Source organism: Bifidobacterium sp. B4111, assembly GCF_026537235.1.
Classification (GTDB): Bacteria; Actinomycetota; Actinomycetes; order Actinomycetales; family Bifidobacteriaceae; genus Bombiscardovia.
The window spans coordinates 78,610-99,255 of the sequence record NZ_JAFNMO010000004.1 but is presented as its reverse complement, the minus strand read 5'-3'; the positions used below and the strand labels follow the sequence as shown (position 1 = coordinate 99,255).

Below are 20,646 nucleotides of genomic sequence, written 5' to 3'. Positions count from 1 at the left end.
TGCGATCAGCGATAGATCAGTACGCTCTGGAATCGATGACCTTCTTGGCCTCGTCGGCGGTGAAGACCTTCGAATCAATGACGATGTTCTTCTTGACCTTCTTGCCGTCCAGGTAATCCTTGACGGTCTTGGCGGTCGTTTCGCCGAAGAGCGGGTTGTACTCGATCACCAGCGACAGGTCGCCGTCGATCAGGGCCTTCAGAGCAGGCTTGGTGCCATCGATGGTGATGATCTTGACCTTGCCCTTGAGACCTGCGGCATCGACAGCCTGTGCAGCACCCAGGCCCATCTCGTCGTTCTGCGAGAAGATGAACTGGACATTCTGGCTCTTGTACTTATCCAGCAGTCCGGCGGTCACGGTCTTGGCCTCGTCAGTGGACCAGTTGGCCGACTGGCTCTCCAGAACCTTGATGTTGCCACCGATCTTGGAATCCCAGCCCTTCTGGCGGTCCTTGACCACCGACAGGCCGGCAGGGCCCTCCAGGATCAGGCCATTGGCTCCATCGGGGAAGTTCTTGTTGACGAACTCCGCAGCCTGCTGTCCTGCCCACTCGTTGGAAGGCCCGATGTGGGAGGCAACCAGGCTCTCATCCTTGGTCTGCACGTTACGGTCGACCAGGAAGACCGGGATCTCGGCCTCCTTGGCCTTCTTCAGCGACTCGTCCCAGCCGCTGTCCTCGGTGGAGGACAGGACGATGGCATCCACCTCGTCATTGACGAACTTGTTGAAAGCCTGGATCTGCTTCTGCTGATCGTTGTTCTGGGTCGGCGAATAGATCATGTTGAATCCGGCGTTCTTGAAGGCCTTCTTCAGATCGTTCTCGTTGGCCGTACGGAAGCCGCCCTCGGGACCTACAGCCACAAACCCGATGGTCTTCTGCTTGTCGCCGCCCTTGCTGGAGCTGGATCCGGAAGACCCGCAAGCTCCCATGGCCAAGACCGCAGCCGAGGCCGTGGCGATGGTCAGCGCCTTCTTCAGTGCTGTATTCATTGTTCTCCTCCTTGAGTAGTCAGCATCGAAGCCACAGCATTATGATCATCGATGATGACATCCACGATTTTCAGTATGGTTTTTCCGCTCACCGAGCTCAAGGCGCTGCGATAACAAATCGATAACAGTTCAATCATATTGACCAATAGGCCACAGTCGATCCACAGTCGATCCCGCGCATCCTTGTGTTTGTTACCTGCCGCTGGTAACCGTATCCACCTGGGAATCAATGATGTACCACATGCCCTCCAGGGCCCCGGACAAACAATGGACAATGCCCGAACGGTCCAGGGCGATCAGGCTCTGCATCTGATTGACCTGCCCTGCAGCCAAGCCTGTGGTTCCTGCCGGTAGATGCTGGACCGTCTCCGGGCCGGGGGCGATCTGGGAATGGCCGCCCGCATCCATGTCGCCATCCTTGTAGACCAGGGTGTTGTCGTTGTAGAAGGTTAAGGCCCTGATGTCCCGATGCCGGGCGATGACCTGGATCTGGTCGCTCAAGCCCTTGGGCCGCTGATTCTCGCCTCGGACAATACCCAGCATGACCAGGGTGTTCATACCCTGCGAGCCGTCGTCGAGCACCAGGCACAGACGCTGCCCCTCAGGCGCCAGAGCCAGGGCGACCACACGCCGCCCATGCAGCCAGGGCAGGGTGAATTCCAGGGCGCCCGGCTTGCCTGTATCGACCAGGATGGCGGAATCGCTCTGCCTGACCGCCCAGATCTCATCGGTCAGACTGCCGGTTATGGCGGCAATGGGCGTGGCGACAAACAGTTTCCCGCAGGATGAAGCATCAGGCTTCAGACAGGTCACCTGGCCATGATCGGACAGCAGCGCTCCGCCATTGGAGGAAAAGACCAGCCCCTTGGGCTCATGAAAGACGGGGGGTTGTCCGACCCTGATCAGGTTCGAGGAGTTGAAACCTACCACCCCGCTGCTGCCCAGACTGTAGATGCGGTTGGAAGTCTGCCCTGAGGCCAGGGTCAGATCATCATCCGCGTGGGAGTAATCAATCCCTGACGCATCGATCACGCGCAGATCAAACTCGCCATTGCCGTCGCCCAAGAGCATCCGCATCTGATGGACCAGCATGGCCTTGTTTTCGCTGCTCAGGGTGGCGAAGGAGCTGCTGACTTTGATTTCCATGCTTCCCTTGACCTGCTGCACCGCGTCGACTGCCAAGGAGACCTTGGCGGTATTGAAGTTCGTCACGGAATCCCGCAGCCAAGCCGGAGGGCCCTTCAGCAGTTCCTTCAAGGCCAGGGTCCTCCAGTTGCGCCAGCCGAACCACCGGTTGTCAGGAACAGGCACACCCTTGGCCAAGGGGAACTGATAGATGACGACCTGACGGTAGACCTGCATGAAATCATCCGAAGAGATCACTATCCCCGCCGGGGCCTTGCTGATCCGCCATTGACCGCGAACCTTAGCAAGCTCAAACCGTTCGGTCCTGTACCCTGAGCCGCAGTCCTGCTCGGTGACGGAGAATATGCCATGGGCGTCCAAGGAACCAATGCACTCGGTAGTCAGGTCCAGGGCGGTCCTTTTCCCGCTGCCCTCGTCATCCACGCGGTCATAGACAGGGGAACCCTTATAGATCGAGACGGATGCATTGAAGTCCCATCCCGCAAAGGCCCGCTTGGTCATGTAGGACTTGGCGACAGCAAAGCCATCGCTTTGAATGCCGGTAGGCAAAGCCGCCAGGAAGCCCTTGACGATGCTCTCTGGTCCGGCTCCGTCCACAGGACCCTCCGGGGAGGAGAAGACCCGATGGGGCTGATTCTCAACGGGACTGAGCTGACGGACCGACCCGGAAGTAGGCAGTCCGAATGGAATGGAGCAACCTCCGGCGACCAGGGCAACCACCATGGCAGCACACAGGCCCAGCATCCGCACAGAGCGAAGGACTCTTGGCCAACGGGAGGGTCTGAAAACACTCATGATGCAGCCTCTTCAAAGGAGCCTTCCACATCCAGACCCTGACCAGGCTGGAATCGAACCGGCGCACTGCCCTGATCCAGTTGCTCGGAGACATCCCTGGGCAGGGTCAGCAGGAACCAGGTTCCCTGCCCGATCTGCGAGCGCACCTGGAGCAGCCCATGCATGAGATTGGTATTGTCCAGAGCTATCGACAGCCCCAGACCTGTACCGCCTGTCAACCGAGACCGTGACGGATCGGCCCGCCAAAACCGTTCGAATATATGAGTCAGGTCTTCGGGCGCAATGCCGGTTCCCCAGTCGCGCACACTGAATACCACGGCCTGCTCCGAGACGGCCAGCCGCAGCTGCACCGGCCCGTCCTCAGCGAAATCGATGGCATTGTTGGCCAGATTGCGCAGAATCGAAGTACAACGGTTGGCATCGACGGTGATCATCACCTTGTGGTCGGGAAGGAGCGCATTCACTGCAACCCCCTTGGTCCCGGCTATCTGGGCGACCTGCTGCACCACCTTGCGAACCAGATCGCAGGCATCGCACAGGTCCGGATTCAGCGATGTCTGACCGGCCTCGTACCTGGATATTTCGAGAAGATCCTCAAGCATGCTGGCGAAGCGTGACACCTGTTTGTCCAGCAATTCCACGGTCCTGCGCTTGTTTGGATCCAGGTCGTCCCGACTCTGGAAGAGCAGGTCCGTGGCCATGCGGATGGTGGTGACCGGGGTTCGCAGCTCATGGCTGACGTCCGAAACGAACCTGCGTTGGTAGGCTTCGGCTTCCTCCAGCTGACCGATCTTTTCATTGATGGAATCAGCCATCACGTTGAAGGAACGCTGCAGGGTACCCAGCTCATCGGTTCGGTCTTCGGTGACCCGGACGTCCGACTCCCCTTGGGCCAATCCCTTGGCGGCACCTGCCACCTTGGTCACCGGACGGATGACTGAGTGAAGGGCCAGGAACACGATGATCCCCATCACCACGCTGGTCACCACGCTGACCGCGAGAAGGGCCATCTGCACGGAGAGAACGGAGCGCTGCTGGTCCGCAAAGGAGTAGATGGCGTAGAACTCGATCCCTCCGGTGGTGGCCGGCCTCAACATGGACCCCATGACGATGCCCGGGACCGGGTACTGGCCCTTGTCGGCCGTATTGATCATCTGCGAGTATGAGTGGCTGCCATTGGAGACGACGGCATTCCTGATTTCCGGAGTGATCAGGTCGCTGTCCCCCGGGGCAGTCGATACGGGGACGAACCTGCGGGCTGTGGAGTCATCTGGCCAGATGAAGACCCCAACCATGTTAGGGGCCCCCTCATTCTGAACATTGGCTGCCATATTGACCACCAGCTTTTGATAGCTCCCCTCGTCGTCGGAGATGTCTGCTGAGTCAAGTCCACCCTGAGCCCTGTTCAGCTCGGCAGCAAAGTCGGCCTGTGCCTGTCGCAGAACCTGGTTCAAGAGGGAGGTCCTGACCGAATACAGGGATGCTGTCATGAAGACGATGCCGATCAAAAGCGCCGAAACCGTCGCCAGAAGGACCATACGTACCTGCAAAGAGCTCCCGACCGCTTTGCGGAGTCTGCGCAGGGTCTTCCCGACTGTGGACGCGCCCTTGGGCCTGGTGCGGGTGCTCATGATCCTGGCTGCTCAGCCGCATACTTGTAGCCGATTCCCCGAACCGTCTCGATGATTCTTGGATTTTCGGGATCGTCTTCGATTTTCTGCCTGAGACGCTGCACGTGGACGTTGACCAGGCGGGTATCGCCCATGTCCTGATAGTCCCAGACCTTTCGCAACAGCTCTGCCCGACTAAGCACCTCACCTGGGTGTGATGCCAGCACATAGAGCAGCTCGAACTCGGTTGGGGTCAGGGAAAGCTGAATGCCCCGCTTGACCGCAGTGTGTTTCTGCCGATTGATCTCTATCAGACCGTGAATGATGGCCGGCAATCCCTGCCCGTTTTGTGCAGCGCGGACCGAGACCGGGCGGAGGCGGGCATGGATCCTGGCCAAAAGCTCATCAGTGCTGAAGGGCTTGACCACATAATCATCGGCTCCGGCCTCCAGACCCTCGACGATGTTCTTGGTATCGGACTTGGCCGTCAGCATGATGATGGGGACATTGGATCTGGATCTGATCCAACGGGCGATGCCGATCCCATCCATGCCGGGCAACATGATGTCTAGCAGCACCAGATCAGGTTCCACCGTAGGGAATATCTCCACTGCCCTGGACCCATCCGTGCAGGTCACTGGCCTGTAGGACTTTGTCTGTAACACTATCGACAACATCTCGCCCAGATCCTTGTCATCGTCGACAATCAGTATCGTGGCCGGCTCTTTCACAAGAAGCCCTCCCTCGTTCTCAGCATGCCATTATGCTCACTTGCTTCTAAGCAGAACGATAGCAGGGTTGGTCGGGGCTGAACCCGCCGACGGATCTAGGCGGAAATTGGCAGGGTTGACCTACTTGATCCGACGAACCCGGCCATGCTCCACCATGTAGGCTCGCCGTGCCAGATCGATCATGGGCAGATCGAAGGCCGAATCGGTGTAAAAGGCGTCGATGGCCGTCTTATGACCCAGAATCTGCTGAAAGTGCAGAGGCTTGTCAGGCCCAAAGTTGAGGTAGCCAACGGTCAGGGATTCCAAATCCAGGGTGGAGCCGATGCAGCGGGTGATGCCCAGTCGGCGGCAAGCCTCCCCGGCCACCAGATCGAAGGAGGCGGTCACCACCACGTCGTCAGCCTGGGGCGTGTACCAATCCATGATCTTGTGCATGTTGGCATCCCAGAATTGGTTGACCAACCGGCCCATGTCAAAGCCGGGACGGGAGGTCAGCCGACGCAGGTAGCGCGATCCCACCCGACGCATGGCGGAGTCCAGCTGCTCCAGGGTGACCCGGCCCAGACGGTAGCGAACGGCGTAGAAGAGGGCAATCGGCAGGTAGTGCAGCACCCGCGGATCCTTGCGGGCAGTGAACAGGTAGAAGTCAAGCAGGCTCTCGCCATCGTAGATGGTGCCGTCGAAGTCCAGTACCCGCATGCCAGTCCTTTCCAGATCTCAGCACTAAAAAGCGAACATTTTAGCATACCGTGGAGCAATGACGGTGATAGTCCCCGACTTCCATGGATCCTGTTCCGCCAGATGTTGACCCGAACAGCCTCGCGAATAGGCAGTCCCTGTCCTGATCGTGGATCATCCCCATGGTGTCGACGGTATTGATATGATGAAAAATGCGTTGTTCATATAGGGCCAAGGCTAGGGACTTGTCGAAAATAGGCCTGGAAGGGGAACGGCGCCGAAGGGGTCCATGCGGACAATCATGTCCGCCGAACTCTGTGATCTTCCTTATCAGCTAGGGGGCAGCAGCGATGTTGAAGAAGAGCCACTACCACAACCTGAGCAGCTGCATAGCCGGAATCTACCGGCATGCGCGCAACGATGCCAGCCGGTACGCAGGCGACTCCACCTTACGGGGCACCCAAGGTGATCTGATGGTGTATCTCTACGATCATCCAGGCCTCAGCCAGCGCCAAATAGCCCGGGACCTGTGCGTAGACCCCAGTCTGCTGGCCCGAGACCTGAAAGCCTTAAAATCCCTAGGCCTGGTCAGCCGTGAACAGAACCCCGCCGATCACCGGGTCAACATCATAGCCCTGACCGAGTCAGGCGCAGATATAGCTCGCAAGCGGATCAGATCGGTCAACAACTGGTGGATCGACCTGTTCAAGCAGAATCCCGATATCGACCCTGAAACCTTCCAGACCGAGCTGCGCTGCGTCTACAACCGGCTGCTGGCCAACCATCTCTGATTGCTCTTACTGCCCAAAATTCTTGCTGAGAAAAGGACCTGGCCGATGCCTTGGCCGCCCCTTGACGGCACCAGGCTCATGCCAAGTCCCTTGCTTTTCAGAGTCTTTACGCCCTTGGCACCGGCCTCTGTCAGCCCACCGAACGGCCGGAAGTCTCCCAGCCCATCAGGCCCACAACCAGCATGGAAGCCAGGGCCACCAGGCTGATGGTAACGAAGATTGAGGTGCTCCCCCACTGGCTGAGCATGGCACCAATGAGCACGGGCATGAGCACATTGCAGAGCTTGGCAACGGCATTGGCGATGCCCACACAACGGAAACGGACCGTGGTCGGGAAGAGCTCGGGCGCATAGACGGCCACCACCGAAGACATGAGAACGTAGAGGCTGGCCATGAGCATGATGCCCACCAGAATGGCCGTGACCTGGCTGGTCTGCGCAGCGTAGAGCAGTCCAAAGACCGCCGTCAGCAGGAAGGCCGTGACGATGATCCGCTTGCGGCCGATCCGGTCCAGAAGCAGGGATCCGATCAGGCAGCCCAAGGGGGCGCCCAGCATCATCAGGGTGCTGATCCACAGGGATCCGCTCAGATTTATGCCCCGCTTGAGCAGGATGGTGGGCACCCAGGAGGTGAAGGCATAGGAGCAGACGTTGGTGGCCGAAACCGCCACGGTGGCCACAATCAGGCCGCGAACAACGCTGCCCGAAGCCTTGGCAGATGGCTCGCCACCCTCGTTCCTTCCGTCAAGTGCGGAACCGCTGGCAGAACCGGAGTTTGACCCTACCCGGCCATTATCGGCCTCCAGAAGCTCGACCACCTGGACAGCCTCGTCCATCCGCCCATGCAGGGCCAGCCAGCGAGGGGACTCAGGGATGTCACGCCGCAGGTACCAGATCAGCACAGCTGCCAGACCAATGCCCACGAAGAGCGGCCGCCAGGACCAGCGCGGAATGATCCAGGCGCACAGAAGCATGGCCAGAGGCACTCCGGTGTTGGCCACCAGTGAGACGATGGCGCTCCAACGGCCGCGGTGTTTGATGGGAGCGAATTCGTTGACCATGGAGAATCCGGTGACGATTTCGGCGCCCAGCCCCAGGCCAGCCCCCAGCCGGCAGACCGAGAGGATGGCCATGTTCGGGGCCAGAGCGCCCAGCAGGGTAAAGCCGCCAAAGAGCAGCAGGTTGATCTGATAGGCGGTCTTGCGCCCCCGCAGGTCTCCGATGAATCCGGCCAGCAACGAGCCCACCAGGAGCCCCAGGAAGCCAGCCGACAGGAAGAGGGAGTTCTGGGCGACCGTGGACCATCCGGTGCTCAAGGCTGAACTGGCTACAGCGCTGCCCACATAGATATCGATGCTGTCCATGAGCATTCCCGCGGCCACCAGGGCCACGATCTTGTAAAAAGTAGCCGATTCACGAGCATTGTCTACTCGCCGGGTAATTTCGCGGACCGCCAGGTCGTCCTCGGCCACGCCGAGACCTTTGGATTGTTCGGATATGTCTGCATTGTCAACGACCGCCGTCGACATCGTCACCCTCGCGCCCGTGCATGAGGCATGCCCCATGCGTCCATGCCAGGCCTGCCGACAGCGACAGGCTCCTTGTGGGAGCATGGCGACCGTCAATATGGAAGGCCTGAACCCTGCGGCGTTTCGGTCATTGTGTGGCTGCTCAACGTCTATTGGGTGACCAGTATAGGAGTCTGGACGGTCATTGCCCAGACCCGGCGTTTCCCTCCGGCCCGGCGGCCCTGTCCAGGATAGCCCTGATGGCCTCCAGACGTGGGCCCAGCTGACGCTCGTATCCCCTATCATTGGGGTGGTAGTAGCGTCGTCCGACCAGTTCGTCCGGCATGTACTGCTGCGGTGCTACTGCATCCGGCGCATCGTGCGCATACTGGTAGCCTTCATGGTTGCCCCAGGCCTTCATCAGTTTGGTGGGAGCGTTGCGCAAATGGAGAGGCACCTGGCCGATATGCCCGGCGTCCACATCCTCCAGGGCTTGGTTGATGGCCAGGTAGGAGGCGTTGGACTTGGGTGCAGTGGCCACGGCGATGACTGCCTCGGCCAGGATCAGCCGGGCCTCTGGCATGCCCACCATGGCCACGGCCTGGGCTGCCGCGACCGTGATCTCCAGCACTTCCGGAGAGGCCATGCCCACTTCCTCGGCGGAGGCGATCATGATCCGTCGGGCGATGAAGCGGGGGTCCTCGCCTGCCCGGATCATCCGAGCCAGGTAGTGCAGGGCCGCATCCACGTCTGACCCCCGCATGGACTTGATAAAGGCCGAGGCCACGTCATAGTGGTCATCGCCCTTCTTGTCATAGCGGACGGCGGCCACGTCCATGACCGAGGAGACCACCTTGGCATTGATCAGGGGCCGACGCGCCCCCTTGGCACGAGGCCCATCCTCAGTGACCGCCCCGGCCGCAGCTTCAAGAATGGTCAAGGCCCGACGGGCATCACCCCCGGAAAAACGCACAATCTGGTTCAGAGCCTCGGAATCCAGCCGCACCTGATCCTTGAGCCCCCGCTGGTCCTTGACGGCCCGGCGGATCAGCTTGGCCAGGTCCTTGTCGTCCAGGACCTCCAGCTTGACCACCACCGAACGCGAAAGCAGGGGCGCGATGACCGAAAAGCTGGGATTCTCCGTGGTGGCTGCGATAAAGGTCACATCCCGGTTCTCTACGCTGGGCAGCAGGGCATCCTGCTGGGACTTGGAAAAGCGGTGGACCTCATCGATGAAAAGGACCGTCTCCTGACCCTGGCTGACCAGCCGCTCCCGGGCCTGGGCGAGGACCTGCCGCACCTCCTTGACGCCCGAGGTGACGGCCGAAAGCTCCTCGAAATGCCGACCGGACTGTCGAGCCACAATGTAGGCCAGGGTGGTCTTGCCCACCCCAGGAGGGCCGAAAAGAATGACCGAGCTGGGAGCCGTCAGACGGTTGTTCGGATCCGACCGTGCCAGCCGTTCCAAGGGGGTTCCCGGAGCCGTGACCTTGTCCTGGCCGACCACCTCGTCCAGGCTCCTGGGTCGCATCCTGACCGCCAGAGGCAGGGTGTGCTCCTCAGGGGGATCCGCCGCCTGGAAGAGATCATCAACCATATGCAATACCTCATTTTTCGGAGCCCCTATGGCTCCCCGCCCTCACCAGCATAGGCCTGCGTCTGCCGCAAACAGCAGGACGAACGCGCTAGACTGGGAACCCATATAGCCGTATCGCCCAGCGCGTAGTTGGGCTCCGGAAACCCGGTGTGTGTACAGTTTACTGGTCATCCGCCTGAATATCTTCAGGAAGGCCCATGAAAACCGGAACCGGCACAGGTCGGAACAATAAGGAGAATCGCCAGTGATCGCCAAGCATGTTCGCCAGGGATGGACATCCGGTCCGGGCAGGTGGGCCATGGGCCTGCTAGCCCTGGTCCTGGGGCTCTCAGCCCTGATCGTCGCCCCCCTGGCCACGCCGGCGCAGGCGGCCCAGGACTCCCCCGCCGCGCAGGCGGTCCACGGACGCACCTTCCGCGTCGCCACCGACACCACCTTTGCCCCCTTCGAGTTCCGTGACTCCTCCGGCAAGCTGGTCGGCATCGACATGGATCTGATCCGCAAGATCGCCGACATCGAGGGCTTCTCGGTGCAGATCCAGTCCCTGGGCTTCAACGCCGCCCTACAGGCCTTGAACTCCCAGCAGGCCGATGTGGTCATAGCCGGCATGACCATCACCGACCAGCGCAAGCAGGTCTACGACTTCACCGACCCCTATTTCGACTCCGGCGTGCAAATGGCTATTGCCAAGGATAACGAGCAGATCCACAGCTACAAGGATCTGCGAGGCAGCGTGGTGGCCGTCAAGACCGGCAGCGAGGGCGAGGCTTTCGCCAAGCAGCGGGCGGCCCAGTACGGATTTAGCGTCAAGGCGGTGGACCAGTCCTCCACCATGTACGAGATGGTCAAGTCCGGCAACGCACAAGCGGTCATTGACGACTACCCGGTCCTGGCCTACGGCATCGCCCAGGGCAACGGGCTGAAGACCGTGACCAAGAAGGAGCCTGGCGCCTCCTACGGGGCGGCCGTCCGCAAGGGTGAGAACAAGGTATTTGTGGCCGCCTTCAACGAGGGTCTGGCCAAGATGAAGGCCGACGGTAGCTATAAGAAACTGGTCGAATCCTATGTGGGCAGCAGCCATTCCAGCAAGAATGACTCCGCCTCCCGGCCAGGATTCTTCGAGCTGGTCCGTCAGGCCTTCCCCTCCCTGATGCTGGGCCTGCGCAACACCCTGGCCATCACGGCCATATCATTCGTCATCGCCCTGGCCATCGGCATCATCCTGGGACTGTGGCGGATCAGCCCCAACCGTATCCTGTCCTGGATTGCCCGGATCTACGTGGCGGTCTTCAGGGGCACACCCGTCCTGGTCTGGGCCTTCTTCTTCTACCTAGGCGTTCCCCAGCTGATCGGCCACCGCATCAGCATCTGGCTGGCCGGCGCGCTGACCCTGTCTTTGAACTCCGGAGCCTACCTGGTCGAGATCGTGCGCGGGGCCATCGACTCGGTGGACGTCGGGCAGATGGAGGGGGCCCGCAGCCTGGGCCTGACCCGTCGCATGGCCCTGCGCCGGGTCATTCTGCCGCAGGCCGTCAGAATCGCCACGCCCTCCATCATCAACCAGCTGGTCATCATGCTCAAGGACTCCTCCCTGCTGCTGGCCATCGGCTTCGGCGAACTGCTCTACCAGGCCCAGCAGATCTACGCGGCCAACTTCCGCGTGACCGAAACCCTCTTCATGGTGGGCGTCATCTACTTCGTCGCCATCAGCGCCCTGACCTGGATGGCCAATATGCTCGATAGGAGGCTGCATCGATGAACTTCGAGGACCCGGACATGGACACCGGACGACTGACACGTCGCATCCGTCAGAACCAAAGTCACCTCAGCCAGGGAAAGTCCCAGATGGCCGTATCCATCCGCGACCTGCACAAGCGCTACGGCGACACCGAGGTCCTCAAGGGGATCGACATGGAGGTCAAGCCGGGCGAGGTCATCTCCATCATCGGCCCCTCGGGAGCGGGCAAGTCCACCCTGTTGCGCTGCATCAACGCCCTGGAGATGCCGACCTCGGGCACTATCAGCGTCTATGGGATCGACATTTCCGACCCAAAGACCAACATCGACAAGTTGCGCGAGCACGTGGGCATGGTCTTCCAGCACTTCAACCTCTTCCCCAACATGAGCGTGGCCGACAACATCATGCTGGCCCCCCATATGCTGCACAAGACGCCCAAGGAGGACGCCCGGCAGCAGGCCCTGGACCTGCTGGAGACCGTAGGTCTGCAGGAGAAGGCGGACGCACGACCCACGGATCTGTCCGGCGGTCAGCAGCAGCGTGTCGCCATCACCCGGGCACTGGCCATGCATCCCGACATCATGCTCTTCGATGAGGCCACCTCGGCCCTGGATCCGGAGATGGTGGGCGACGTGCTCCAAGTCATCCGCTCCCTGGCCGAGGGCGGCATGACCATGATCCTGGTCACCCACGAGATGGCCTTCGCCCGGGAGGTCTCCTCCAGGGTGATCTTCACCGATGCCGGGATCATTGAGGAGGAGGGCACGCCCGAGCAGATCTTCGGCCACCCGCAGAGCCCTCGGCTGCAGTCCTTCCTCTCCAAGGTCCTGTAAAAGACCCCGGCCTAGAGCTCCATCAACTCCTCGATGGGACCCACCCGGTATTCCTTGAAGACCACCTGACCGCTCTCCTGGGCGGCATCCAGGTCCACGATGCCGGCGATGCCCCAGTCGCGTTCGCCCTCGACATCGTCGAAGATCTGCTGGACCCGCCAGGTGTGCCCCTGACTCTCGTCCCGGTCATCCAGGCTGAAGAAGTCCGAGGACCGGGCCTGGGCATCGGTCAGGATCTGCTCATGGTCCTCGTAGAGGTCGTCCAGCGCGTCGCTCCAGGCCCGCAGACCGTATCCCCAGTCTGCATCCAGGTCGGCCAGGGCCTCCGGGCGGTCGGCGGCCACCAGCTCCACCCTTTGGAACATGGCGTTGCGCACCAGCAGGGTCAGCCCCCGCCGGTCCGCCACCACCTGGTTTTCCACCTTGGGCGGGGCGGCATCTAGCCCACTCGGGACTTCGCCATTTTCAGCCCTGCCTGCGGCCTCCCACTCATCCACCAGGCTGGAGTCCACCGAACGCACGATCAGTCCCAGCCAGGCCAGGATGTCCTCCAGCCGCTCATCCATGAACTCTTCGGGAACCGTCCTGCTCAAAGCCCGATAGGCATCGGACAGGTACCGCAGCAGAGTCCCCTCCGACCGGGATATTCCGTAGCGGGCGATGTAGCCGTTGAAGTCCGAGGCCGTCTCGATCATGTCCCGCAGAACGGACTTGGGGTGGATCTCATAGTCGTTGGCCCATGGGACGTCCCGGCGGTAGCGGTCGAAGGCCTCCCCCAGCAGCTCCTCCAGGGGCTTGGGCCAGGTCACCTCCTGCAGGCGCTCCATCCGTTCCTCATATTCCAGGCCATCCTCCTTCATCTGCTGGATGGCCGCATCTCGGGCCTGCCGCTGCTGGGCCTTGAGTATCTGCCGGGGATCCTCCAGGGTGGCCTCGACCATGGAGAGCAGATTCATGTCATAGTCAGGATCCTCGGGATCCAGTAATTCCAGGGCAGCCAGCAGGAAGGGCGAAAGGGGCTGGTCCAGGGCGAAGTCCTCGGGCAGATCCACGGTCGTGAAGTAGTCCAGGCCGCCGTCCGGGTTCCGTTCGGTTTCGATGACTCCGGTATCGGTCAGGGTCTGGAAGATCTCGTCGGCCCGGTCCTGCAGATACTCCTTCTGCTGCGGGGTCTGACGGGAGTCCTCGATCAGATCCTCCACCCGCCTCCTGGCATCCCCGCCCTGATCAACCTCGTTGAGGACCATGGCGTGGGTGATCTTCAGGTGCGGCGTCAGGGTCTCGGGACGGGCCTCAATCAGCTTGTCGAAAGTTCCCTTGCCCCAGGTGACAAACCCCTCCTGGGGCTTCTTGCGTTTGATCCGCTTGAGCTTCTTGGGGTCGTTGCCCGCCTTGGCCACGGCCCTGGCGTTCTCTATCTCGTATTCGGGTGCCTCGGCCACGACCAGTCCGCTGGTATCGAAGCCCATGCGTCCGGCCCTACCGGCGATCTGGTGGAACTCCCGGGCGCGCAGACGGCGCATCTTGTAGCCGTCGAACTTGGTCAGTCCGGTCAGCAGGACGGTGTGAATGGGCACGTTGATGCCGACCCCCAGGGTGTCTGTGCCGCAGATGACCGGCAGAAGGCCATCCTGGGCCAACTGCTCCACCAGGCGCCGGTATCTTGGCAGCATGCCCGCATGGTGAACCCCGACCCCGGTGCGCAACAGCCGCTGCAGAATCTTGCCGAAGGCCGTGGTGAAGTGGGTGCCGGCCATGGCCTCCTTGATCCGGTCGCGCTGCCCCCGGTCGGAGACCCCCGTGCTGGACAGGGCCTGAGCCGTCTCCAGGGCGGCATCCTGGGAGAAATGAACGATATAGACCGGCGAATCCCCATCGGCCAGCAGGGACTCCACGGTGCTAGGCAGGGGGGTGTCCACGTAACGGTAATCCAGTGGCACCGGTCGGGGGGCATCGGCAACGATGTCCACACCCACCCCGGTTTTGCGTTCGAGGTCCTGGGCGATCTGATCCACGTCGCCAAGGGTGGCCGACATGAGCAGGAACTGCACATCGGGAAGGGTCAGCAGGGGCACCTGCCAGGCCCAGCCTCGGTCCGGATCCCCGTAATAGTGGAACTCATCCATGGCCACACACCCGATGTCGGCATGGCGACCCTCCCTCAAGGCCTGGTTGGCCAGGATTTCGGCCGTGCAGCAGATGACCGGGGCATCCGTGTTGATGTGGGTGTCGCCGGTGATCATGCCAACACGGTCGCGGCCCAGAACCGAAACCAGGTCGAAGAATTTCTCTGAGACCAGGGCCTTGATGGGGGCCGTGTAGTAGGAGCGCCGTCCGGTGCATAGGGCGATGAAATGCATAGCCAGGGCCACCATGGACTTGCCCGAGCCGGTCGGGGTTGACAGGATCACATGGTCGCCTGAAACCAAGGAGAGGACGGCCTCCTCCTGATGCGGCCAGGGGGTGATGCCCCGGGAAGCCACCCAGGAGAAGAAGCGGTCGTAGATCTGATCCTCGGTCAGGTTGCGAGGGCCTCCCGCCTCGGGAACCAGGTCGCCAAGGGAGGCGGGCTGGCCGGTTGGGGCGGTTGAGGAATCAGCATGTTCTTGGACCATGTCCACCAGTCTATCCGGCCAGGCGCACAAGTCCGGCCGGAGACTGGCTTGGGATCATGGGAGCTGAGGACCGTTCAGTCCTGGTCTTTGCCCTCTTGCTTCTTGCCCTCGTCCTTCTGATCGCCGTCGGAGCGGCCGCCGCGTCTAGGCTTGAGGAAGTCCGGAATCTCCAGGCTCGCCTTGTGTGGATCGACCAGCGTGTCGGGCTGGGTCCTGTCATAGCCCTGGATGTAGCGGGTCTTCCTCCAGTGCTGGATGGAGGCGTTGGATCCACGGTGATGGGCGTGGTACTGCAGCGGCGCGCCGCCGTACCGGTCCTCATCCACCTCCTTGGCCACGGCTATCTGGTTGACATTGGAGGGATCCATGATGGCCACAGGCGCGGCCGGCTCCACGAAGTCGGCGGGGGCGGCGGTGCGCTCCTGCATCTTCTTGGGCAGCCAGCGGGCGAAGTAGGACAGCAGGAAGCAGACGAAGAAGTAGACCACCGAGGCCACCACCAGGGTCTGCAGGATGTTGAAGTACATGGAGCCCAGACGACGGGACTCCTGCAGCAGATCCGTGTACATGATGATGGAGCCCAGAGCCGTATCCTTGAGGACCACGACCAGCTGGGTCACGGCCGCCGGCAACATGGCATAGACGGCCTGGGGAACCTCGATCTGCATCAGGGACTGGGTCCTGGTCAACCCCAGGGCCAGAGAGGCCTCGCGCTGGCCATTGGGCAGGTTGCCCACGCCCGAACGGATCAGCTCAGCCACCACGGAGCCGTTGTAGAGGATCAGGCCCAGCACGACGGCCCAGTAGGAGGCCTGGCTGATTCCAGCAAAGGCGAACCAGCGCCAGAAAAAGATCATCATCATCAGCACCGGGACGGCCCGGCAGAACTCCACTATGACGCCTGAGACTGCCCTTACCAGCCCGTTGGGCAGCAGACGGCCGATGCCGAAGACGAATCCGAAGATGACCGAGCCTATCACGGCAACAACCGAGGCCTTGATGGTCAGCCAGAGCCCGGGCAGGTAGAAGTCCGACCAGGCTTCGTAGTCCAGGGCCGGGCGCCAGAGTTCCCAGCTCAGCTGGTTCTCACCGTCCGGAGGGTTGTGCAGCCTCATCAGCACCAGGATGACCACGATGGCGAAGATGACGGCGGCTATCCAGTTGGCGATTCGTATGGTGCGCCGGCCCTTGGGGCCGGGTTGATCGAAGAGCAGCGAGCTCTCATTGTCCTGTGCCATGGCCGCTCACCTCCTCACTGCCAGCTTGTTGGACAGGTACGTGGTCAAGGCTCCGATGGGCAGAACCAGAATCACGTATCCCAGGGCGAAAATCAGGAAGATGGCCACAATGGCGTTGGCGTGGAACTCGATCATCTCGCTCATCAGGGAGGAGCTCTCGGAGGCCACGGAAGCGGCTGCAGCCACGGTGGAGTTCTTCAGCAGGGCGATGAAGGTGTTGCCCAGGGGCGCCACCGACCCGCGGAAGGCCTGGGGCAGAATGATCTGCGAGGCCGACTGGAAGAAGCTCAACCCCAGAGCGCGGGCCGCCTCGGCCTGGCCCAGAGGAACCGTGTTGATGCCCGAGCGCAGGGACTCGCAGACGAAGGCCGCCGTATACAGGGACAGGCCCGTCACCGCCAGCCAGAAGAAGTTGACGGAGAATTCCGGCGAGAAGCTGATCTTGAGCTGGGCGAAGGCCCCCAGGACCATGAAGACCATGATGATGGTCAGAGGCATGTTCTGGAAGAACTCCACATACCCTCGGCCGACGGCCCTCAGGGAGGAGATGGGCGAGATACGCATGATCACCAGGATGATGCCCAGAACCAGCGAGAAGAGGGCCGACCAGAGGGTCAGTTGGATGTTGACCCAGAAGGCCGCCGGGATGTCGTAGTCGGAAAACAGTTCGATGATGGTTGACATCTCACTCTCCTTCCGTTGGCTTGGGCGGGTTGAATCGCGGGTCGGGTTTGTAGTGGGTGCCCCGGGTGTTGTTCTCCAGCGCCCGCTGCCAGGAGCCGTTGGCCTCCATGTCGGCCAGGGCCGCGTTGATCTTGTGGGCCAGCTTGGTATTCCCCTTCTTGATGCCTACGCCGTAGTACTCCTGGGTGAAGGGTTTGCCCACCAACCGCAGCCTTCCACGGGAGGCGGAGGCCAGCCCGGCCAGGATGATGTCGTCAGTGGTGACCGCATCGACGATGCCTGAGAAGAGGGCCGTGGCGCATTCGGCATAGCCGGGCTGCTCCATCAGCTGGACCTCCTTGGCAAACTTTTTCTTGACAGTGACGGCCGAGGTGGATCCGGTCACGGAGCACAGGCGCTTGCCGTTGAGGTCCTCGGGGCCGCGGATCTGATGGTCCTCCTTGCGCACCAGCAGGTCCTGGCCGGCCACGATGTATGGTCCGGCGAAGGAGACCGCCCGCTTGCGCTCGTCCGTTATGGAGTAGGAGGCCAGGATCATGTCCACGTCGCCGTTCTGGAGCATGGCCTCCCGCTGCTTGGAGGGGGCCTCCTTCCAGACGATGTCGTCGGCGCTGTACCCCAGCTTGTCGGCGATGTAGGTTGCCACGTCCACGTCGAAGCCCACATAGGTCCCGGCCTTCTTGAAGCCCAGACCAGGCTGGTCGAACTTGATGCCCACCCGGATCTTGCCTGCCTCCTTGTCGGAGCCGCAAGCCGCCAGTGAGACCAGACAACCCAGTGCGCACAGGATTGCGGTCAGATTCCTGGCCAGCCGTTTCAACGGCCGGCCCATGCCATGCATGCTTGCATTCATGCGGATACGCTTCCCTCCTGCTTCAGTGGGTCAGAATCTTGGACAGGAAGTCGGCGGCCCGCTGGGTCTTGGGGTGGTCGAAGAAATCGTCGGGGTCGTCCTTTTCCAGGATCCGCCCGTCGGCCATGAAGACGATATGATCGGCCGCCTGACGGGCAAAGCCCATCTCATGGGTCACGCAGATCATGGTCATGCCCTCCTGGGCCAGTTGGATCATGACATCCAGCACCTCGTTGACCATCTCCGGGTCCAGCGCTGATGTGGGCTCGTCGAAGAGCATGATCTTGGGCTGCATGGCCAGGGCACGGGCGATGGCCACACGCTGCTGCTGGCCGCCGGAGAGCTGTGAGGGCATCTTGGAGGCCTGAGATTCCACGCCCACCCGCGCCAGGAGGTCCATGGCCAGGTCCTCGGCATCCTTCTTGGGCATGTGGCGCACCTTGATGGGCGCCAGGGTCATGTTCTCCAGGATGGTCTTGTTGGCGAAGAGGTTGAAGGACTGGAAGACCATGCCCACCTCGGCCCTGAGCCGAGCCAGGTCTCGTCCCTCCTGGGGTAGGGGCTCCCCCTCGATCCTGATGACACCGGAGTCGATGGACTCCAGGCGATTGATGGTTCGGCACATGGTGGACTTGCCGGAACCTGAGGGCCCGACCACCACCAGCACCTCGCCGGTGTCGACCTGCAGGTTGATGTCCTTGAGGACGTGCAGGCTGCCAAAATGTTTCTCGACGTGGGCCAGCTCGACCAGCGGCCCGGACTTGTCCTTGACGGGGCGGTCCGAAGCCGGTTTCTCCGGCAGAATCCGCTCCGACGGCTGTTTGGTTGTTTCGCTCATATTGGGCAGTTTACTCATCCTTTGTTGCAGAACGGCCATAGAAACGGTTCTCATGAAAAGCGGAGCCCCTGGCCAAGCGCGACCGATTGACCCGCCAATGCATAGAAGGACAAAAACAATAAGGGCCGGTCTCCCGCAGGATTCCAGCCCTTATAGTCTCTCGTCGATCAGTGACGAAGTGCGCTCAGTCGGCATCCTCCTGATCCGGCTCCCAGTCCACGCCGGTCTCGGCGCGTTGCTGGTCGGAAATGGGCGCAGGGGCACCGGTCATGGGATCCTGGCCGCCACCGGACTTGGGGAAGGCGATGACATCGCGGATGGAGTTGGCTCCCGTCAGGATCTGGGCGGTCCTGTCCCAGCCGAAGGCGATGCCCGCGTGGGGCGGAGCGCCGTACTTGAAGGCATCCAGCAAAAAGCCGAACTTCTCCTGGGCCTCCTCGGGGCCGATACCCAGCACCTTGAAGATTCGGTCCTGGATGTCGTCGCGGTGGATACGCACCGAGCCGCCGCCCATCTCCTCACCGTTGCAGACGATGTCGTAGGAGTCGCTCATGGCGTGCTCGGGATCCTTGTCGAAGCGGTCGATCCAGTCGGCCGAGGGCATGGTGAAGGGGTGATGCATGGAGGTCCACTTGGAATGGCCCACGGCCACATCGTCGTCATCCGGGTCGTCAGTGGGCTTGAAGAGCGGGAAGTCCACCACCCAGGTCAAAGCGAATTCGTCGGGCTTGAGCAGTCCCTGGCGACGGGCGATCTCCACACGGGCCGCACCCAGCAGGGTCTGCGAGGCCTCGCGGGGACCGGCTGCGAAGAAGACGGCATCGCCATCCGAAGCACCCACAGCCTCCTTGAGGCCCTGACGCTCGGCATCAGACAGGTTCTTGGCCACGGGTCCCTTGAGGGTGCCCTCGCCGGTGAACTGGACGTAGGCCAAGCCCTTGGCACCCCGCTGGCGGGCCCATTCCTGCCAGGCATCGAACTGCCTGCGGGGCAGGTTGGCCGCACCCTGGTAGACCACGGCGCCCACGTAGGGGGCCTGGAAGACCCGGAAGGGGGTGTCCTTGAAGTAGTCGGTCAGTTCGACGATGGGGTTGCCGAAGCGCAGGTCGGGCTTGTCGGAGCCGTACTTGTCCATGGCCTCCTGCCAGCTGATCCTGGGGATGGGCAAGGTGACCTCAAATCCTGCAGCCTTCCAGACCTCGGCAATGACCTGCTCGGCCATGGCCATTACGTCCTCCTGGGAGGCAAAGCTCATCTCGATGTCCAGCTGGGTGAACTCGGGCTGCCTGTCGGCGCGGAAGTCCTCGTCGCGGTAGCAGCGGGCGATCTGGTAGTAACGCTCGAAGCCACCCACCATCAGCAGCTGCTTGAGTAGCTGGGGGGACTGCGGCAGGGCATACCAGGATCCGGGCACCAGGCGGGCCGGGACCAGGAAGTCGCGGGCACCCTCGGGCGTGGACTTGATCAGGGTTGGCGTCTCGATCTCGCAGAAGTCCATCTTGTCCAGGGCGGCACGGGCGGCACGGTTCATGGCGGCCCTCAGGCGGATGTTGCGCTGCATGGAGGGGCGGCGCAGGTCCAGATAACGGTAGCGCAGCCGCACATCCTCGCCGGGCAGCTTGTTCTCGGCCTCGTTCTCCAGGGCTGTGGACACCTGGAAGGGCAGGGCGGCCGACTTGGCCAGAACCTCGATCTTGTCGGCCACGATCTCGATGTGCCCGGTGGACAGGTGCTCGTTGTCATTGCCCTCGGGACGTTCGCGAACCTTGCCGGTGACCTGGATCACGTACTCGCTGCGCAGGGGCCGGGCCTCTTCCTCGTCATAGATGACGATCTGCACCAGACCGGAGCGGTCACGCAGGTCGATGAAGGCCACACCTCCGTGATCACGGCGGCGATCCACCCAACCGGCCACCGTGACCTGGCGACCGACCATATCTTCAGTGACATCCGTGGCGTAGCTGGTTCTGTAAGCCGACTGGCCCATGCTTTCCTGTACCT

General features: G+C 61.8%; 17 protein-coding genes. 3 read left to right on the top strand and 14 right to left on the bottom strand.

Annotated features, from left to right (window positions below; all coding sequences use genetic code 11):
- Positions 1 to 16: 16 nt before the first annotated feature.
- The 6 genes from J3T93_RS07525 to J3T93_RS07500 all read right to left on the bottom strand — a co-directional run bounded on the left by J3T93_RS07525 (position 17) and on the right by J3T93_RS07500 (position 5,972).
- Positions 17 to 991, bottom strand: a complete 975-nt coding sequence (locus tag J3T93_RS07525) for an ABC transporter substrate-binding protein (protein ID WP_267431163.1) — start codon at positions 989 to 991, stop codon at positions 17 to 19.
- Positions 988 to 1,128 carry a hypothetical protein gene (locus J3T93_RS07520; RefSeq protein ID WP_267400108.1) on the bottom strand — a complete coding sequence of 47 codons (141 nt, stop codon included), beginning with the start codon at positions 1,126 to 1,128 and terminating at the stop codon, positions 988 to 990. The genes J3T93_RS07525 and J3T93_RS07520 overlap by 4 nt, the downstream gene beginning before the upstream one ends.
- A gap of 55 nt (positions 1,129 to 1,183) precedes the next feature.
- Complete coding sequence (locus J3T93_RS07515) at positions 1,184 to 2,932, bottom strand: LpqB family beta-propeller domain-containing protein (protein WP_267431162.1); 1,749 nt, start codon at positions 2,930 to 2,932, stop codon at positions 1,184 to 1,186.
- On the bottom strand, positions 2,929 to 4,563 hold the full coding sequence (mtrB, locus tag J3T93_RS07510; RefSeq protein ID WP_267431161.1) for an MtrAB system histidine kinase MtrB: 1,635 nt from the start codon (positions 4,561 to 4,563) through the stop codon (positions 2,929 to 2,931). The genes J3T93_RS07515 and mtrB overlap by 4 nt, the downstream gene beginning before the upstream one ends.
- Positions 4,560 to 5,219 (bottom strand): winged helix-turn-helix domain-containing protein, encoded by a 660-nt coding sequence (locus J3T93_RS07505; protein ID WP_416378842.1) that lies wholly within the window; start codon positions 5,217 to 5,219, stop codon positions 4,560 to 4,562. Before J3T93_RS07505 ends, mtrB begins: the two co-directional genes overlap by 4 nt.
- Before the next feature lie 174 nt (positions 5,220 to 5,393).
- Positions 5,394 to 5,972 (bottom strand): haloacid dehalogenase-like hydrolase, encoded by a 579-nt coding sequence (locus tag J3T93_RS07500; RefSeq protein WP_267431160.1) that lies wholly within the window; start codon positions 5,970 to 5,972, stop codon positions 5,394 to 5,396.
- Between the two features lie 329 nt (positions 5,973 to 6,301).
- On the opposite strand from J3T93_RS07500, the gene J3T93_RS07495 reads away from it, so the two are divergent.
- Entirely contained in the window at positions 6,302 to 6,742 is a 441-nt protein-coding gene (locus J3T93_RS07495; protein ID WP_267400112.1) for a MarR family winged helix-turn-helix transcriptional regulator, read from the top strand.
- A 130-nt stretch (positions 6,743 to 6,872) separates the two neighbouring features.
- Here the strand turns inward: J3T93_RS07495 and J3T93_RS07490 are convergent, their stop codons facing one another.
- Positions 6,873 to 8,270: an MFS transporter gene (locus J3T93_RS07490; RefSeq protein WP_267431159.1), complete on the bottom strand. Its 1,398-nt coding sequence runs from the start codon at positions 8,268 to 8,270 to the stop codon at positions 6,873 to 6,875.
- Between the two features lie 181 nt (positions 8,271 to 8,451).
- On the bottom strand, positions 8,452 to 9,846 hold the full coding sequence (locus J3T93_RS07485; protein WP_267431158.1) for a replication-associated recombination protein A: 1,395 nt from the start codon (positions 9,844 to 9,846) through the stop codon (positions 8,452 to 8,454).
- Between the two features lie 244 nt (positions 9,847 to 10,090).
- Here J3T93_RS07485 and J3T93_RS07480 point away from each other — a divergent pair, with 244 nt between their 5' ends.
- Both J3T93_RS07480 and J3T93_RS07475 read left to right on the top strand, forming a co-directional pair.
- Positions 10,091 to 11,605: an ABC transporter substrate-binding protein/permease gene (locus tag J3T93_RS07480; RefSeq protein WP_267431157.1), complete on the top strand. Its 1,515-nt coding sequence runs from the start codon at positions 10,091 to 10,093 to the stop codon at positions 11,603 to 11,605.
- A gap of 86 nt (positions 11,606 to 11,691) precedes the next feature.
- Positions 11,692 to 12,417, top strand: a complete 726-nt coding sequence (locus tag J3T93_RS07475; protein ID WP_267400264.1) for an amino acid ABC transporter ATP-binding protein — start codon at positions 11,692 to 11,694, stop codon at positions 12,415 to 12,417.
- 11 nt (positions 12,418 to 12,428) lie between these two features.
- Here J3T93_RS07475 and J3T93_RS07470 read toward each other — a convergent pair whose 3' ends face one another.
- From J3T93_RS07470 to aspS, 6 genes are all read right to left on the bottom strand, one after another.
- A complete protein-coding gene (locus J3T93_RS07470) occupies positions 12,429 to 15,032 on the bottom strand; it encodes a DEAD/DEAH box helicase (protein WP_267431156.1) in 2,604 nt (867 codons plus the stop codon).
- Between the two features lie 74 nt (positions 15,033 to 15,106).
- Positions 15,107 to 16,270 carry an amino acid ABC transporter permease gene (locus J3T93_RS07465; protein ID WP_254477078.1) on the bottom strand — a complete coding sequence of 388 codons (1,164 nt, stop codon included), beginning with the start codon at positions 16,268 to 16,270 and terminating at the stop codon, positions 15,107 to 15,109.
- A gap of 6 nt (positions 16,271 to 16,276) precedes the next feature.
- Entirely contained in the window at positions 16,277 to 16,954 is a 678-nt protein-coding gene (locus J3T93_RS07460; protein WP_015021680.1) for an amino acid ABC transporter permease, read from the bottom strand.
- A gap of 1 nt (position 16,955) precedes the next feature.
- Complete coding sequence (locus J3T93_RS07455) at positions 16,956 to 17,786, bottom strand: glutamate ABC transporter substrate-binding protein (protein WP_254477180.1); 831 nt, start codon at positions 17,784 to 17,786, stop codon at positions 16,956 to 16,958.
- Positions 17,787 to 17,829: 43 nt separating this feature from the next.
- Positions 17,830 to 18,645, bottom strand: coding sequence for an amino acid ABC transporter ATP-binding protein (locus J3T93_RS07450; RefSeq protein ID WP_301280166.1), 816 nt, complete (start codon positions 18,643 to 18,645; stop codon positions 17,830 to 17,832).
- A gap of 184 nt (positions 18,646 to 18,829) precedes the next feature.
- Positions 18,830 to 20,632 (bottom strand): aspartate--tRNA ligase, encoded by a 1,803-nt coding sequence (aspS, locus tag J3T93_RS07445; protein ID WP_267431225.1) that lies wholly within the window; start codon positions 20,630 to 20,632, stop codon positions 18,830 to 18,832.
- Positions 20,633 to 20,646 lie beyond the last annotated feature (14 nt).

Coding starts and splice junctions, on each gene's coding strand:
- J3T93_RS07525 (WP_267431163.1), bottom strand. CDS start 991: ATGAATACAGCACTGAAGAAGGCGCTGACCATCGCCACGGCCTCGGCT.
- J3T93_RS07520 (WP_267400108.1), bottom strand. CDS start 1,128: ATGATTGAACTGTTATCGATTTGTTATCGCAGCGCCTTGAGCTCGGTG.
- J3T93_RS07515 (WP_267431162.1), bottom strand. CDS start 2,932: ATGAGTGTTTTCAGACCCTCCCGTTGGCCAAGAGTCCTTCGCTCTGTG.
- mtrB (WP_267431161.1), bottom strand. CDS start 4,563: ATGAGCACCCGCACCAGGCCCAAGGGCGCGTCCACAGTCGGGAAGACC.
- J3T93_RS07505 (WP_416378842.1), bottom strand. CDS start 5,219: ATGTTGTCGATAGTGTTACAGACAAAGTCCTACAGGCCAGTGACCTGC.
- J3T93_RS07500 (WP_267431160.1), bottom strand. CDS start 5,972: ATGCGGGTACTGGACTTCGACGGCACCATCTACGATGGCGAGAGCCTG.
- J3T93_RS07495 (WP_267400112.1), top strand. CDS start 6,302: ATGTTGAAGAAGAGCCACTACCACAACCTGAGCAGCTGCATAGCCGGA.
- J3T93_RS07490 (WP_267431159.1), bottom strand. CDS start 8,270: ATGTCGACGGCGGTCGTTGACAATGCAGACATATCCGAACAATCCAAA.
- J3T93_RS07485 (WP_267431158.1), bottom strand. CDS start 9,846: ATGGTTGATGATCTCTTCCAGGCGGCGGATCCCCCTGAGGAGCACACC.
- J3T93_RS07475 (WP_267400264.1), top strand. CDS start 11,692: ATGGCCGTATCCATCCGCGACCTGCACAAGCGCTACGGCGACACCGAG.
- J3T93_RS07470 (WP_267431156.1), bottom strand. CDS start 15,032: ATGGTCCAAGAACATGCTGATTCCTCAACCGCCCCAACCGGCCAGCCC.
- J3T93_RS07465 (WP_254477078.1), bottom strand. CDS start 16,270: ATGGCACAGGACAATGAGAGCTCGCTGCTCTTCGATCAACCCGGCCCC.
- J3T93_RS07460 (WP_015021680.1), bottom strand. CDS start 16,954: ATGTCAACCATCATCGAACTGTTTTCCGACTACGACATCCCGGCGGCC.
- J3T93_RS07455 (WP_254477180.1), bottom strand. CDS start 17,786: ATGGGCCGGCCGTTGAAACGGCTGGCCAGGAATCTGACCGCAATCCTG.
- J3T93_RS07450 (WP_301280166.1), bottom strand. CDS start 18,645: ATGAGCGAAACAACCAAACAGCCGTCGGAGCGGATTCTGCCGGAGAAA.
- aspS (WP_267431225.1), bottom strand. CDS start 20,632: ATGGGCCAGTCGGCTTACAGAACCAGCTACGCCACGGATGTCACTGAA.